Source organism: Vitreoscilla stercoraria DSM 513, from assembly GCF_000382305.1.
Lineage (GTDB): Bacteria > Pseudomonadota > Gammaproteobacteria > Burkholderiales > Neisseriaceae > Vitreoscilla > Vitreoscilla stercoraria.
The window spans coordinates 103,578-119,492 of sequence record NZ_KB908026.1 but is presented as its reverse complement, the minus strand read 5'-3'; the positions used below and the strand labels follow the sequence as shown (position 1 = coordinate 119,492).

General features: G+C 42.0%; 13 protein-coding genes and 1 pseudogene. 4 read left to right on the top strand and 10 right to left on the bottom strand.

Annotation, left to right across the window (positions count from 1 at the left end; genetic code table 11):
* Positions 1–252: 252 nt before the first annotated feature.
* Both H150_RS14080 and aroG read right to left on the bottom strand, forming a co-directional pair.
* The gene (locus H150_RS14080; protein ID WP_019958620.1) at positions 253–624 is read right to left on the bottom strand and encodes a GNAT family N-acetyltransferase; all 372 of its coding nucleotides are present in this window, start codon (positions 622–624) and stop codon (positions 253–255) included.
* Between the two features lie 158 nt (positions 625–782).
* On the bottom strand, positions 783–1,847 hold the full coding sequence (gene aroG, locus H150_RS0108440; RefSeq protein WP_019958619.1) for a 3-deoxy-7-phosphoheptulonate synthase AroG: 1,065 nt from the start codon (positions 1,845–1,847) through the stop codon (positions 783–785).
* 324 nt (positions 1,848–2,171) lie between these two features.
* On the opposite strand from aroG, the gene murU reads away from it, so the two are divergent.
* Positions 2,172–2,864: an N-acetylmuramate alpha-1-phosphate uridylyltransferase MurU gene (murU, locus tag H150_RS0108435; RefSeq protein ID WP_019958618.1), complete on the top strand. Its 693-nt coding sequence runs from the start codon at positions 2,172–2,174 to the stop codon at positions 2,862–2,864.
* Positions 2,865–2,937: 73 nt separating this feature from the next.
* On the opposite strand, the gene H150_RS0108430 is transcribed toward murU, so the two are convergent.
* The 3 genes and pseudogenes from H150_RS0108430 to H150_RS15315 all read right to left on the bottom strand — a co-directional run.
* Positions 2,938–3,708, bottom strand: a complete 771-nt coding sequence (locus H150_RS0108430; protein WP_019958617.1) for an oxygen-binding di-iron domain-containing protein — start codon at positions 3,706–3,708, stop codon at positions 2,938–2,940.
* Positions 3,709–4,295: 587 nt separating this feature from the next.
* On the bottom strand, positions 4,296–4,619 hold the full coding sequence (locus H150_RS0108420; RefSeq protein ID WP_019958616.1) for an FKBP-type peptidyl-prolyl cis-trans isomerase: 324 nt from the start codon (positions 4,617–4,619) through the stop codon (positions 4,296–4,298).
* 172 nt (positions 4,620–4,791) lie between these two features.
* Positions 4,792–4,977: pseudogene (locus H150_RS15315) on the bottom strand (DUF2061 domain-containing protein); the annotation flags it as partial.
* A 121-nt stretch (positions 4,978–5,098) separates the two neighbouring features.
* On the opposite strand from H150_RS15315, the gene H150_RS0108410 reads away from it, so the two are divergent.
* Positions 5,099–6,058: a D-2-hydroxyacid dehydrogenase gene (locus H150_RS0108410; protein WP_019958614.1), complete on the top strand. Its 960-nt coding sequence runs from the start codon at positions 5,099–5,101 to the stop codon at positions 6,056–6,058.
* 75 nt (positions 6,059–6,133) lie between these two features.
* Here the strand turns inward: H150_RS0108410 and H150_RS0108405 are convergent, their stop codons facing one another.
* The 3 genes from H150_RS0108405 to H150_RS0108395 form a co-directional block, all read right to left on the bottom strand.
* Positions 6,134–6,616 (bottom strand): GNAT family N-acetyltransferase, encoded by a 483-nt coding sequence (locus H150_RS0108405; RefSeq protein WP_019958613.1) that lies wholly within the window; start codon positions 6,614–6,616, stop codon positions 6,134–6,136.
* Between the two features lie 17 nt (positions 6,617–6,633).
* Positions 6,634–8,022, bottom strand: a complete 1,389-nt coding sequence (locus H150_RS0108400) for an NAD(P)/FAD-dependent oxidoreductase (protein ID WP_026353594.1) — start codon at positions 8,020–8,022, stop codon at positions 6,634–6,636.
* Between the two features lie 127 nt (positions 8,023–8,149).
* A complete protein-coding gene (locus tag H150_RS0108395) occupies positions 8,150–9,619 on the bottom strand; it encodes an aldehyde dehydrogenase family protein (RefSeq protein WP_019958611.1) in 1,470 nt (489 codons plus the stop codon).
* A 132-nt stretch (positions 9,620–9,751) separates the two neighbouring features.
* Here H150_RS0108395 and H150_RS0108390 point away from each other — a divergent pair, with 132 nt between their 5' ends.
* The gene (locus tag H150_RS0108390; protein ID WP_019958610.1) at positions 9,752–10,774 is read left to right on the top strand and encodes an isopenicillin N synthase family dioxygenase; all 1,023 of its coding nucleotides are present in this window, start codon (positions 9,752–9,754) and stop codon (positions 10,772–10,774) included.
* Between the two features lie 217 nt (positions 10,775–10,991).
* Here H150_RS0108390 and H150_RS14785 read toward each other — a convergent pair whose 3' ends face one another.
* Together H150_RS14785 and H150_RS0108380 are read right to left on the bottom strand one after the other, a co-directional pair.
* Positions 10,992–12,530, bottom strand: coding sequence for a class I SAM-dependent methyltransferase (locus tag H150_RS14785; RefSeq protein WP_019958609.1), 1,539 nt, complete (start codon positions 12,528–12,530; stop codon positions 10,992–10,994).
* A 37-nt stretch (positions 12,531–12,567) separates the two neighbouring features.
* On the bottom strand, positions 12,568–14,109 hold the full coding sequence (locus H150_RS0108380; protein ID WP_019958608.1) for a class I SAM-dependent methyltransferase: 1,542 nt from the start codon (positions 14,107–14,109) through the stop codon (positions 12,568–12,570).
* 198 nt (positions 14,110–14,307) lie between these two features.
* On the opposite strand from H150_RS0108380, the gene murJ reads away from it, so the two are divergent.
* Positions 14,308–15,867, top strand: a complete 1,560-nt coding sequence (gene murJ, locus H150_RS0108375) for a murein biosynthesis integral membrane protein MurJ (protein ID WP_026353593.1) — start codon at positions 14,308–14,310, stop codon at positions 15,865–15,867.
* Positions 15,868–15,915: the final 48 nt, after the last annotated feature.

Here is a 15,915-nt window from a genome sequence, read left to right as displayed (position 1 = left end):
TCGTTTCTGTCTCAGCAGCGAAGAAACCGAATATTACAGAAACACCGAAAACCCGTCAACACCTAATTGTAAAAATATGACTATAAAAACACAATGCTATTGAATTGAAAGAAAATTATATATTAATAAATTTCAAATTGATTTGAAAAACAAGCAAATTACAATATTAAAGCGTCCTGTAAAACCTTACAGGACGCTTTAATATTAACAATGATGTGATATTTCACTCCATTTCACTCATCTAAACTCAATTCAACGCTCATAAATATTGGCTACATTGATTTCCATGAACACTTCAGGTGCTTGCAACGGCTTAAATTCAAATTTGCTATATAAGCTATGTGCATCTTTGGTCGCCAATAAAAAACGGCGTAAACCTTGTAACTGAGGATGGCGCACAATCTCATTTAACAAAAACTGCGCCAGACCCTGTCCTTGCATCGACTCGACGATAAACACATCTGCCAAATATGCAAATGTGGCTTGATCGGTGATGACACGTGCAAAGCCGACTTGTTGTGTTTCATAAAACAACGCAAATGACAAAGAATGTTGTACCGCTTTTTGCATCACTGCAAATGGAATATTTTTTGCCCAATAAGTGTTACTTAATACTTCGTGCATCAACTACCAATCAAACTCTTGCCAATCGGTTGAAACTCGCAGCTTGTTTTGCTCCATCATCTATTTTCCTGTCATTGCCATCATTAACAAATAAAGCGTCCTGTAAACGCTTACAGGACGCTTGTCATCATGCGCCATACTATAAAGATGAAAAGCCTTTAAGCTTGTTTGGCGGTATTGCGCTCTTTAATAGCAGCAGCCAATTCTTCCAAAATGATTTCGGTGTCATTCCAACCAATACATGCATCGGTAATGCTTTGACCGTAGCACAACTCTTGGCCTTCGACCAAATCTTGACGACCTGCAATCAAATGGCTTTCAATCATCACACCCATAATATTGTTTTCGCCTGCTTTGATTTGCGTCGCTACATCACGACCGACTTCCATTTGCAATTCGTATTTTTTGCGGCTGTTAGCGTGAGAACAATCGACCATCAATTTAGGCGTCACACCTGATTTGTTCAAATCAGCAACGGCATTGGCAATCGATTCGGCATCGTAATTGGTATTTTTGCTGCCACCGCGTAAAATGACGTGACAATCAGGATTGCCAGCCGTGCGCACAATCGCCGAATGGCCGCTTTTGGTGACAGACAAAAAGTGATGCGGATTGCTTGCTGCACCAATGGCATCAATCGCAATTTTCAAATTGCCGTCTGTGCCGTTTTTGAAGCCCACAGGACAAGACAAACCAGACGCCAATTCACGATGCACTTGGCTTTCTGTCGTACGTGCGCCAATCGCGCCCCAGCTAATCAAATCAGCATAATATTGTGGCGTAATCATGTCTAAGAATTCGGTAGAAGCAGGCATGCCCATATTGTTCAACTGCAACAACAACTGACGCGCTTGGCGCAAACCATAATTGATGTCGAAAGAACCATCCAAATGCGGATCGTTAATCAAACCTTTCCAACCGATTGTGGTGCGTGGTTTTTCAAAATACACACGCATTACAATCACCAATTCGTTTTTGTATTTTTCTTTCAATGGCAACAAACGCTCAGCGTATTCTAAAGCCGCTTTGGTGTCATGAATCGAGCAAGGACCCACTACCACCAACAAACGCTGATCTTCACCATGAATCAAATTCGAGATTTCCACGCGGGTATCATGTACCAACGTGCTAGCAGGTTCAGTCAATGGCAGTTCATACAAATGTGCAATTGGTGGCAACAATTCTTTAATTTCTTTAATTTTAATGTCATCAGTATTTTTCATATTGCTATTCATGCCCAAACCCTGTTTTTAAAAAACTCTTAGTGATAGAGTTAGGCTAACGCCTTTAAACTTAAAAATCAAGCATTGTTTTACAAGATTATTGAAATATAATTTCAATATTGGCTTATTTTATCTATTTAATTAAAATTAAATGATTCAAAAAACCATTTTTTTATAAATTTATTTCCAAAAAATGAAAACTTCTTCATAGAAATGGCATGATAAGCACGTAAATTCGATTACAGGACGCTTGAGCCATAGTGTTGATTTTCAGCAATTTGGATTACACTTTCACTCTCTTTTTTCAAGTTGATGAAACCACTTATGAAAGCCATGATTTTGGCAGCAGGACGCGGCGAACGCATGCGCCCTTTGACCGACTCCACGCCCAAACCATTATTGCAAGTTGGTGCAGAACCTTTGATTGGTTGGCATTTGCGCCGCCTCAAACAAGCTGGCTTCAGCGATATTGTGATCAACCACGCATGGTTGGGGCAACAAATTGAAGATGTGCTACAAGATGGCAGCCAATATGGCTTGAACATTCAATATTCAGCCGAAGGCACGCAAGGCTTGGAAACTGCTGGCGGTATCGCAACGGCTTTGCCTTTATTGGGCGATGAACCGTTTTTGGTCATCAATGGCGATGTGTTGACCGACATTGATTTTGCCATTGCCAAAAATAAAATGGCACAAATCGATGGCAAGCAAACGTTGGCGCATCTTTGGTTGGTGCACAATCCCGACCACAATCCGAATGGCGATTTTGGTTTACAGGACGCTTATGTGGTGAGCCAAGCCACCAAACAATATACTTTCAGCGGTTGTGGCATTTATCATCCTGCTTTGTTTGCTCATACACCTATGCAGCAAGCAGCAAAATTAGCGCCTTTATTAAGAGCTGCCATGAACGAGCAACACATCACAGGCAACGTGCATCAAGGCTTGTGGTTAGACGTGGGTACGATAGAACGTTTGGAACAAGCACGCCAAATCATGGCGACAACATCTATATAGTTTTTTCAATGCCACAAAAAAATACAGGACGCTTCATAATAAGCGTCCTGTATTTGTTTTGTCTGAGTTCAGATTAAATCAGCGGTTTGAAATCATCTTGGGTAATCAAATCCACGCCACACTCTAATTCTTCAAACCAATCCAAGAAACGGTTGACCATTTCCTTGCCTTTGAACGAAGCACCATGCTGCGGCACAATCCATTCCACATCCAATTGGCGTATCATGTTGACCCAATAACGACAAGCGCGATTGCCACTCATATAACGCTTGTGGAAACCCAACATGCCATTGTGTTCCAAATGGTAGTCGAAGTCTTCAATCGGTTTGCCCGCAGTTTCCGCATCGACCAACGAAGCACCCACGTCACCTGAGAACAAAATTTTGCTGACAGGGTCATAAATGTGGAAATTGCCTACTGGATGCAAAAAGTGCGCAGGTAAAACCTGCAATGCCACACCATTCAAGTCTACAATCATGCCTTCTGCAGGAATGCTGGTCAAACGACCAACCGTCGCACCCTTCAAGCAAAAATGCGGAATGAAGCGTTCCCATTCTTTTGCAATCAACACATTGGCATCGGTAATCAACAACCAGCCATTAATCGACGCAATGATATCTGGGTCTGCGTGGGAAGCAAACACGTAACGGGTATGTGATGGCAAAAAATAATCCGAAATTTCTGCCAACAAATGTTTATAAGTTAAATTGCCACCGGGATCAAGCAACATGCCATCACCATTATTAACGATAGCAAACTGATTTGATTGTACGCCTTCACCTGATACCAAATCTGAAAATGCGACGCACTTGTGCGAACCGTCATCGTATAAAACTACTGCCATGATGTGACACTTCCCATTTATATTTAGTGTGGAACCCAATATATAGCACAAAGGCTATATTTAAGTCTGAATAAATTTAAGTTGCTTGATTTAAAGTAAAAAAATTTCACAAAAAATGGTGCTTTTTGCATGCATCATAAGTCAATATATATACTACTGTCATCATAAATATTTAATTAACTTATCATATATGCAATCAATCATATATCAAATTGATGATAGATTCATTTCATCCTGATGCATCATGGCATGTCTTATCATGATGGGTACTGACTCCATCCAAATAAGATACAAAAATTGAAGGTGGGAGGAGTTTGACAATAAAAAGACTGTCATTTAGATACAATCAGGAGAACAGTTAGAAGCGGTTACGCGGCTTTCATGACTTTTAGAAGATGAACAACAACAAAGAAAAAAATGGAATGTGACAATGATGCATTTCAATTGCCGCATGAAGTTGAGAATGCCTTTGCTTGCTTCAAACATTTCAAAGGCATTACAACCAGATTGACTAAACATACCACTACAAAACGATATTGCGTTTAGCACGTATGTTCATTGAATGCGCCTCAGAATGAGGACACGTCCTAATATACTTTCAATAATTCCACTTCAAATACCAAAGTGGCATTGGCAGGAATAACACCACCCACTGCACGACTACCATAGCCTAATTCAGGTGGAATGGTCAGAGTGCGCTTGCCGCCAACTTTCATACCCACGATGCCTTGATCCCAACCCTTAATGACTTGGCCGACACCCAAAACTATGCTTAAAGGTTGTTTTCTGTCTACGCTAGAATCGAATTTGCTACCATCAGTCAAATAACCTGTGTAATGCACAGTAATTTCTTTACCTGCAACAGCTTCCGTACCTTCGCCTATCAACACATCTTCGATTTGCAAACCCATGTGTTCACTCCCAAACTCAAAAGAGTTTACTGTATCACACAATTTTTGCAGGCATGGGGTTGGGAGTATTATTTTTCACCGCCTCACCCGCTTCTTGTGCTCCTACAAACAATTGATGATGAACACAACAAGTGGCCGCTGTTTGATGGTCTGTGTGTTGTTGCGCCATATCTTGTTTCAAACGGCGCTTGCTTTCAAAACGCTGCCATGCTTTTTCATGGAAAAAGAATGCCACTGTATTCACAATAGGCTCTACCAATGCTACGGTACTTGAAATGGCGATGCTGCCAGTCAACAGATAAGCCACGCTGAACGCGACAGTAAAATGCAAAATGGCAAAGGTAAGGGTTTTAGTCATTTGTTTTTCCTAGAGTTGTCGGTTAAGGAAGTAGTTAAATGATAATTCATATCACTTAGATTTGACTAATATTAATTTTCAAAATTCGATTAATTTTAACTATAAAGATACAAGGAGCGATATGAGCAGTCGTCACATTGTGGTTTTAGACCGTGGTACTTTAATGCCTTTGCCATGGCAATTTGATTTTGAACACACCCTCACCGAATACGACAGCAGCACCGATGAACAAGCGCTAGAACGTTGCCGTGATGCCCACATTGTCATCACCAACAAAGTCAAAGTCAGCCGCGACACCATCGCTGCTGCCAACCACTTGGAAATGATTGCCATTGCCGCCACAGGCTATGAACATGTGGACATTCAGGCCGCATCAGAACGTGGCATCACCGTTTCCAACATTCGTGCTTATGGCAATGATACGGTTGCCGAACATGCTTTCATGTTGATGATGGCTTTGATGCGCCAATTGCCCGCTTACCAACGTGATGTGGCAGCAGGTTTGTGGCAAAATTCACCGTATTTTTGTCATTTTGGTGCACCGATTCATGATATCAATGGCAAAACTTTGTTGATTTTTGGCAAAGGCGGCATCGGTTCGGCATTGGCACAACGTGCCGAAGCATTTGGCATGAAGGTGATTTATGGCGAACACAAACACGCGAACATTTGCCGTGAAGGTTATGTACCGTTTCAGGACGCTTTAAAACAAGCAGATGTGATTTCTTTGCATTGTCCATTGAATGCGCAAACTTACCATTTATTGGGCGAAGAAGAGTTGAAACAATTGAAAATGGGTTGTGTCATCATCAATGTCGGACGTGGCGGTTTGGTCGATGAAAAAGCGTTGATTGCCGCGTTGAAATATGGTGGTTTGGGCGGTGCAGGTTTTGATGTGATTACCAATGAGCCGCCTGTCGATGGCAATCCTTTGGTCAATACGCGTTTACCCAATTTGATTGTCACGCCACACATGGCTTGGGGCAGCCAAGAAGCGATGACGCGCTTGTTTAACATGTTGATAGACAACATCAATGCCCATACCAAAGGCGTACCGCAAAACCAAGTTTTACCAAAATAAATGTTTCACGTGAAACAAAAAACCAGTGTCCTGTTTATGTTTACAGGACGCTGGCTTTTCATTAATCAAGCATATTTACAACGTCTTAAGCATATAAATTTCACAAGCTGCACTGTGTCCCGTATTGCCCAAAGGCTCATTCACATATTCAAATCCCATACATTCGTACAAGGCAATAGCGGCCTGTAAATTGGCGGTGGTTTCTAAATAAAACTGCGTTTTGCCAATAGCACGACCCAACTCAAAACAGTGCTGCACAATCTGTTTTGCCAAACCTTGTCCACGTGTTTGCGGCAGAAAATACATTTTTTGAATTTCCAAAATCGAATCATCGCCTCGAAGCGGTGCCACGCCACCACCTCCAACGATTTGTTGATTATCATCGACCACAACCCAATACGCCGCTTGCGCTTGCGAATACACCGCATGCAAATCATCCAACACACTGTCACCAACTGCAAAACCCTCGTCCGCACCCAAACCATATTCAGCTGATACCGTTCGAATCACTGCAGCCATAGCCGCATTGTCTTGTTGTTCTATCAAACGCAATTGCATGATTGTTTCTCCAAATTTCATTCTAAACCACAAATTTGATATGCCGTATTGGCAAAAAACACCGATTTTTTCAGCTGTAAACGGTTTTCCACTTGGTCAGCCAAACCCAATAATTGGTACATCGATTGTATTCCCAACCAACGCCACGGCTCGCCCTCCCAAGTCGGACACACATAATCGTTCCATGGCAATGTCGTTAGCGCAGTGTGCTTGCCTAAGATTCGGTCTGTCATGGTACGAGCGGCCAAATGGGTCGGCGCCACGCCATTGCCACCAAAACCATAAATGAATCCCAAGCCTGTTTTATCATCGAAAGTCACCGATGCATTCCAATCGCGCGTCACACCAAGCGAGCCTTTCCATGCTGTATCGACTTGAAAATCTTGTCGTGGAAACAATTCTCGCAAACGCTGTAACAATTGTGCCGTGGTGACATGATCAAGTTCACCATCGCCCGCATCACGGCTGCCATATTGATATGGCGCACCACGCCCACCGAATAAAATCCGATAGTCAGCCGTTTTTTGTGCATACATATACACGTGCGCCATATCACCCAACAATTCATTGTTCTGCCAACCCACTCGTTCCCAAAACGATGCAGGCAACACTTGTGTCATGATGATAGAAGAATTCACCGGAATGACTTTACCGTCCTGTAACAATTGATCGGTATAGCCTTCGGTACAAGCAATGATATGTTGGCCTTTGACAGCTTGATGCGACAAATACACAGTATGAGTGCTCAAGTTTTGCACAGGCGTGTTTTCAAAAATATCTACACCCAAAGCGATGACTTTGCGCGCCAAACCCAACACCAATTTGGCAGGATGAATGCGTGCGCCATATTGGTAATGCGTTGCCGCTTGCATGATGTCTATATTGATATGTTGCTTGGCTGCATCAGCACCGAGCCATTGGATTTCATGCGGCAAAAATCCATGTGCCAATTCTTCAGCATGATAGTCTTGCAAACGTGATGCTTGCGCATCGCTGGTGGCAATGAACATCAAACCGCCTTGATGCAAATCGCAATCTATTTGCTCACGCTCACACACATTGGCCACTTCGGCAATGGTATCAATAATCTGTCGCTGCAAATGCACCACATCTTGCTTTGCCCAACGGGGATTTTTAAGCAAATTGCCAATCACAATCGGAATATTGGTCGATAACCAACCACCATTGCGGCCTGAAGCACCATAACCAATGTGCTTGGCCTCAAAAATGGCAATCTTCCATTCAGGCTGTGCTTGCTTCAAATAATAAGCCAACCACAAGCCCGAAAAACCTGCGCCCACAATCGCCACATCATATTCACTTTGCAAAATTGGCTGCGGAAATTCCAACATGTTTGCAGGCAAAGATTGCATCCAAAACGACAAATTTTGTGCATGATTTTTCATGAATTCCATTTCATAGCCATGGCAAACAATCATATTATGACAATGGCAGTCATTAAAAAAGCGTCCTGTAAACTTTACAGGCCGCTTGAAACATCATTTCATCTCTAATAAATGAAAAATAAAACGCTTAAATTGGGTAAGGACGTGGTTGGGTTTGAACAGTCACCCAATGCGTGCGAGTGAATTCATCCAAAATCCAATGACCGTTAAAGCGCCCCAAACCTGAGTTTTTCTCACCACCGAATGGTGCATGTGCTTGGTCATCGACAGAAATATCATTCACATGCGTCATACCCGCTTCGATGCCCAAAGCAAACTGTACACCGCGTTCGTGATTGCTGGTCACAACCGCACTGGACAAACCGTATTCGGTGTCATTCGCCAATTCCAAAGCATGCGCTTCGTCACGCGCTTTGATGACAGGTAAAACAGGACCGAAGCTTTCTTCTTTGGCCAAATCCGATTGAGGATCCACATTGATGAATACGTGTGGCGGCAACACATTGTTTTCAATCTCACCACCGACCACCAATTGCGCACCTTGCGCATGTGCTTTGGCGATGATGTTTTTCAAGCTGTCCAATTGTGATTGGTTGATGATAGGACCAACAAACGTTTCCATGCTGTCAGGATTACCATAACGAATGGTTTTCACTTTTTCAATCAATGCTGCCACAAATTCATCGTGGATTTTTTCGTCCACAATCACACGGTTGGTGCTCATGCAAATTTGACCTTGGTGTAAGAAGCGACCCATCACTGCGATGTCTACCGCTTGCTTGATATCGGCATCATCCAACACCACCAACGGCGCATTACCACCCAATTCCAAAGCCACACGCTTGATATAGCGACCACCTACTGCCAACGCGCCCACACGTTTACCCACATCGGTCGAGCCGGTGAACGAAACCATGCTTGGTGTTTTGTGCTCTACAAAATAATCGCCAATTTCACGACCTGAACCCACCACCACGTTCAAAACGCCTGCCGGCAAACCCGCTTCTTCAAAAATTTTCGCAAGCAACAAACCACCTGTCACTGGTGTGTCGCTCGCAGGCTTCAATACCACGCTGTTGCCACAAGCAATCGCTGTAATCACCGAGCGCATGCTCAAATGAAATGGGAAATTCCATGGGCTAATCACAGCGACCACACCCAAAGCTTGGCGGTAATAACGACTGTCTTGATTGGGAATATTAGAAGGTAACAATTCACCCACCATACGAGTAGGAAAGGTCGCTGCTTCCGCTGTAATGCCTTGCGCCGCACCCAATTCAATCATCGCTTTCAAACGAGTACTGCCCGATTCACGAATAATCCAATCGATGATTTCGCCAGCACGTTCTTGCAAAATTTGACCCACGCGATTCACCAAAGCGGTGCGTTCATTGTGCAAGGTTTGTTCCCAAGCTTTTTGAGCATTTTTGGCCGCTTGGTAAGCATCATTCACATCCTCTTGGTTCGCCAATTGAATGGTGTTAATCACTTCTTGTGTGTACGGATTGGTGTTATCGGCACGGCTTGCAGATGCACCATCACGCCATTGGCCATTGATATATTGTTGGTTGATATCTGCGTATGCTTGAGTGGTCATTTCTCTTCCTTCTAATCAATCACAAAAGATGTAGTTATTTTCATATGAACATGGGTTCTTTGTCGCCTTGCTCAAAGTAAAGCTATACTAAAACACACTTGAAACTTACCTGAATTGATGAAGACTGTCACCATGAAAAATACACTACCTGTTATAGATTTAAGTAAAGTGGATCATCCTGAAGAACGTGCGGCTTTTTATACCGAATTGCGCCAAACTGCCAGAAATATCGGCTTTTTTTATTTGGTCGGTCATGGTGTTAATCTTGCCCAAATCCGTCAAATGGAACAACAAGCTCGGGCTTTTTTCGACTTGCCACAAGCACAAAAAAATCGCTTGAACATGGTACATTCACCGCAATTTCGAGGTTATACCGGCAGCAAAGAAGAAATCACCCGCAATCAACCCGATCATCGCGAACAAATTGATTTAGGGGCAGAATTGCCAGTTTGGGAACATATTCCAGAAGACAAACCATGGTTACATTTACAAGGACCCAATTTGTGGCCAGATGCAACCGCTTTGCCTGAATTCAAATCAACGGTTTTGGATTATCAACACACTTTGCGCCAAGTAGCCATCAAGTTGCTACGGGCATTTTTGGTGGCGTTGGGGCAGCCTGAAAACGCTTTGGATGATTTGATTGCCGATCCTGCTGTGCATTTATTGAAATTGGTGCGTTACCCTGCTTCTGCTGCACAAGCCGATGCGCAAGGCGTTGGGGCGCACAAAGATACTGATATTTTAACCTTGTTGCTACAAGATGAAGTCGGTGGCTTACAAGTGCAAACCGATGAAGGTTGGATAGATGTTCCACCTTTACAGGACGCTTTTGTGATTAATATTGGTGAGATTTTAGAATTGGCAACCAATGGCTATTTGCGTGCAAATGTACATCGCGTAATCACGCCACAAGGACAGCAAGACCGTTATTCCATTGCTTACTTCTTGGCACCAAATCTGAACAGCCATGTGACTTTACTCAACTTATCCACAGAGTTAAAGCAATTGGCTCTTGGACCTGAGGCTGACCCGAATAATCCGATGCTACAACAATTGGGTGCCAACTCTTTCAAAAGCCGCTTGCGCTCACATAAAAATGTGGCTGACAAATATTATCCACAAACTTATCCACAAACACGCAATGCCTCTTAATACATTTACAGGACACTTATTGTGATGTGCATGCCATCAAAATCTGTGGATAAGTCTGTGGAAAACCTATCATCAAGCAGCATAATCGCCATGAAGGAATAGGTTAACATCTTGATTATCAATCATATTGCATTAATAAACAAATTGGGCATAAACGCGATATTTGAGCAAAAAAACCTCCCGATAAGGAGGTTTTTGTTTTTTAAACCAGCACACTTTACAGCAAACCCAATTGTCGCCAAATGGGCACATACGATTTAGCGGAAGGTAAAATATGTTCCAAGAAAAAAGTTTTCTCATCTTCTCGTGACAATATGGTTTTATCAAGATTGAAAAATTGCTTTTTATTTCGGCGTAATTGCGCTATGAACCGAGTCAAAACAACGTCATCAGCCATATGAATGTCTTCTAACCAAAGCTGCAATACCACTCTATGACTCCAATCAACCAAAACACCTTGTCCTGTGACTGGGGAGACTAAAGTATCTGTTTTAAATTGATAATCATCTGATTCTAATAAAACTTTATTTAATGCTTGTGATTGCACAAACAATGTCTGATTCACTTTTGATGCGCAAACTTGCACTTGACCTACCTGCATTTTAGATACTAAAAATATCAATAAATCCGTCTGACTGCTGCCCAATGCTTTGACCGATTCATACAATTGTAAAAATGTTTTAGGCTCATAATCTTGAGCTGAAAAAGTCTCTTGCAAAGCCTTGAATACCTCTTCATCATATTCATAATCAGACTGAAATATATTATTTTTAAGCTCCTTAGCAGGTACCGTCAGCACAAAGCGATAACAATTCAACTTTGCAAAAATAGCCTGCTCGGATAAAAATTGACCACCTTTGACATACAAATCACTTCGAAATGAAGTACGTAACAACAAATCACGCCAAGAGCTATACAATAAAGGACTGGTCTGATTGAGCATGAACTGTAATGTATCACCTGAAAACTCCAAAAATTTCCAAACATGCCCACAATTTGCAGGACCTATGAGTGTTAATTTCGCTTCTTCAAAATAGGCTGCCATTTCAGATGTATCACAACTATCCCAATGCTCATTAAAATACTCTTGTAACAAATAATGCGGGTCTTGACTAACGCTCGTCATATGATTCCACTTATTTTGTAAAGCCAGATTGTCTTGCATGATATGAGGATTTTTATCAAATATCTCTTTAAAATATTGAATGGTTGCCTCAAAACGATCGATTTCACTGCCTTTTTGACAATCATAAAAACGCTTCATCATGTCTCGCCACGGCTTCCAAATCATAGACCCTGCATTGATATTGTAGCTGTTATAAACCACACCTCCGGGCTTAAGACAACGCTTGATAATATTCAATATATGCAGGCGATTTTGATCAGAAATCCAACTCCAAACACCATGAATGCTAATGCTATTACACATAGGTAAATCTGGACGATTCAGCATCTGTTCAAAGCTGTCATCGGTCAAATCAATTTTTAAACCACTTCTTGCCGCCAATTGCTGTGCATGTAAAGCATGACTAGGATGAAAATCATTGCCAATAAAAGAACCTAGATTACAGGCCGCATGAAAATTAATACTCAATCCTTGTCCTACCGCCAACTCCATATGCACAGCATCTTCCGAAGCTGGCGGTAAGTCATAACCATTCAGCAACGCGGCAAACCTTTGATAAACTGGACTGAGATAAGCGAAATATTTAAATGTATATTCAACGTCAATATTATAACCATCAGACCAATTCATCACTCGTCCCTTAACTTATAACATCACAAAGTATTGTTTAAATCACACCCAATTGTTTCCAAATTGGCAATAATTGATGTGCGTCTTGAATGATTTCTTTTAAAAATGCATAAGTCGCTTTTTCATCATTCAATTGATTACCATTTTTATCAATCAAAAAGCGATTATTGGCTTGTAAACATTGCCAGATTCTTTGGCAAATCACTTGGTCATTGGCATTGATATCTTCTATCCATACTCGCAAAGCCCAAGCATAAGCAAAATCCAATACCAAGCCAGAACCTGTCGTTGGACAAGCCAAATAAACATTGGCAATGTTGTAATCCAGTTCTTTTAACAAAGCCGTATTTAAATTTCGTGCTTGTGTCACCAGCTCATTGCTGACTTCATGCGTTGCGCACACATGCAATTGTGAACTGTCTATCTTGAACAAAAGAATTTGTAAGATGTTTGACCAGTTATATTTGTTCAAGTCTGTGACATCCAACAACTCTTGAAACGATTTAGGTCGATAATCTTGTTGAGCCAAAAGATTTCGAATCGGCTCAAACAAATCTTGACTGAATTCACGTCCATCGCTTTCTGAATACAGCTTGCTGCCAAACTTATCCACATTCACAGCCATCACAAAACGATAGTTTTTCAAACGTGCCACAATCTCACTTTGTGACAAACGACGACCACCTTTGACATACAAATCACGACGGAAAGTATTGCCCACCAAAACATCACGCCAAGATTCCGCTTCTAAAATATTAGGCTGGTTTGAAACTTGCTCTAATGCAGAAGGATTCAGATGAATATGATTCATGTATTGATTGTTATTAATGCCGCCAATAAACTGACATTTCACTTCAGACATCAAGTCCGCCACTTGGTGTAAAGTGAAACAATCCCAGTTTGCATTAAAATATTCATGCAACAAATAATTGCGATTGGCATTGACCACACGACCCCAAGAGTTTTTCAAACTTGGATTTTGCTCTAACAATTGCGGGTTTTTTTCAAAAATTCCAGCAATATATGCCAACGTCGCTTCAATTCGCTGTAATGCAGGACCTGATTGGCTGTTGAAATGATTCACCATCATATTGCGCCACGGAATAAATGCCGCATGACCTGCAAGAATGTTATAGCTGTTGTAAACCACTCCACCGGGTTTCAAACAACGTTGAATCAGATTCAACATGTGTTGGCGGTTTTCATCGTTAATCCAACTCCAAATACCATGAAAACTGATACTGCTACACATAGGCAAATCACTTCTGGCATCCAATTGGGCAAAACTCTCATCGCTGAATTGAGTATGCGCCCCTGAAGCCAATGCCAGTTGCTGCGCATGTGCAGCATGAGTAGGATTGAAGTCGTTACCAATAAAAAATCCAGGCTGCACCGCAGCATGAATATTGATACTCACCCCTTGACCAAAACCCAACTCCATATGTGCATCATTGGGACCCACTGGAGGCAAATCATAACCATTAAGCAACGCAGAAAAACGTTGCATTGTTGGGCTTAATTCTTTGTAATAGCCAGAAGTATATTCCGCTTCTACATGATATCCGTCAGACCAGCTCATCATGACTCCTTTATCTTAAGTCTCAATATTGTTTATTTTTAGCAACGCATTACGTCCAAACAAACAAGTCAAAAAATATTCAAGCAGACTATTCTAAATTCATAATAGTTCACTAAGTCAATTCAATACACCCATTTTTTAACTTAAAGTGTACACTCTCGTTTTTCATTTCTTCTTTAACTTGTACTGTGTATCACAATGAATTTATTAAAAACATTAGCTAAAGTCAGCAGTATGACGATGGTTTCACGGATATTAGGGTTTGTTCGTGATGCCATTATTGCGCGTATGTTTGGTGCAGGCATGGCAACAGATGCTTTTTTTGTAGCCTTCAAATTGCCCAACTTATTGCGCCGTATTTTTGCCGAAGGCGCTTTTGCACAAGCTTTTGTGCCCATCTTGGCGGAGTATCGTCAAACTCGTTCACCAGAAGCGACCAAAGCATTTGTACAACACATCACAGGTTTGCTCAGTTTCGTGCTGGTCATTGTCACAGCCATCGGTATTTTGGCAGCACCTTGGATTATTTATGTGACGGCACCCGGATTTGGCACTGACGGAGACAAATTTGCCTTGGCCACAACCATGTTGCAAATCACTTTTCCATATATTTTGCTGATTTCACTGTCGAGCTTGGTTGGCAGTATTTTAAATACTTACCACCAATTTTCCATTCCCGCGTTCACGCCCACTTTTTTAAATATTTCATTCATCGTCTTCGCTTTGTTTTTCACACCTTATTTTGATCCCCCTGCTTTGGCATTGGCATGGGCGGTATTTGTAGGTGGTATTTTGCAATTGGGCTTTCAATTGCCTGCTTTGGCAAGATTGGGCTTTTTGAAAATGCCGAAAATCAATTTCAAAGACCAAGCGGTTAAACGGGTTTTAATCAATATGGGCCCAGCCATTTTGGGCGTATCGGTATCACAAATTTCTTTGGTGATTAACACCATTTTTGCATCCTTCTTGGTCGCAGGTTCGGTGTCGTGGATGTATTACGCTGACCGCTTAATGGAGTTACCCACAGGCGTTTTGGGTGTAGCATTGGGGACAATTTTATTGCCAATGCTATCGAAACATGCCGCCAATCAAGACACACAGAATTTTTCTGCCTTGCTCGATTGGGGATTGCGCTTGTGCCTATTATTGACTTTACCAGCTGCGGTAGGATTGGCTGTCTTAGCATTCCCACTGGTGGCCACTTTGTTCATGTACAACCAGTTTAGCGCCTTGGATGCAGTCAATACGCAATGGGCCTTGATAGCGTATTGCGTGGGCTTGGTGGGTTTGATTATGGTAAAAGTCTTGGCACCTGGTTTTTACTCACGCCAAAACATCAAAACTCCTGTCAAAATCGCCATTTTTACATTGGTTATGACCCAAATCATGAACTTAATCTTTGTGAATCTGTTTGCTGAAGGTTATAAACATGCAGGCTTGGCTTTGGCCATTGGTTTAGGTGCTTGTTTGAATGCAGGTTTATTGTATGTATTGTTGCGCCGCACAGGTTTTTACCAACCCAAAGCAGGTTGGAAATCCTTTTTGCTAAAAGTCATCGTCGCAGTCTCAGCCATGGGTGGCGTATTGTGGGCTTTGCTATACGCTCAAACCTTTTATTACTTCGATTGGTATGCCTCAGGCTGGATACGTTGTGTGCAATTGTTTGGCTTAGTGGGTCTTGGCATCTTCGTGTATTTCTTGGTTTTAGGTTTACTAGGCTTCAGACCTCGCCACTTTAAACGCTCTGAAATGTCATAACCTCAACTTAAAAACCTCCCCAAAAGGGAGGTTTTTTTACAGGACGCT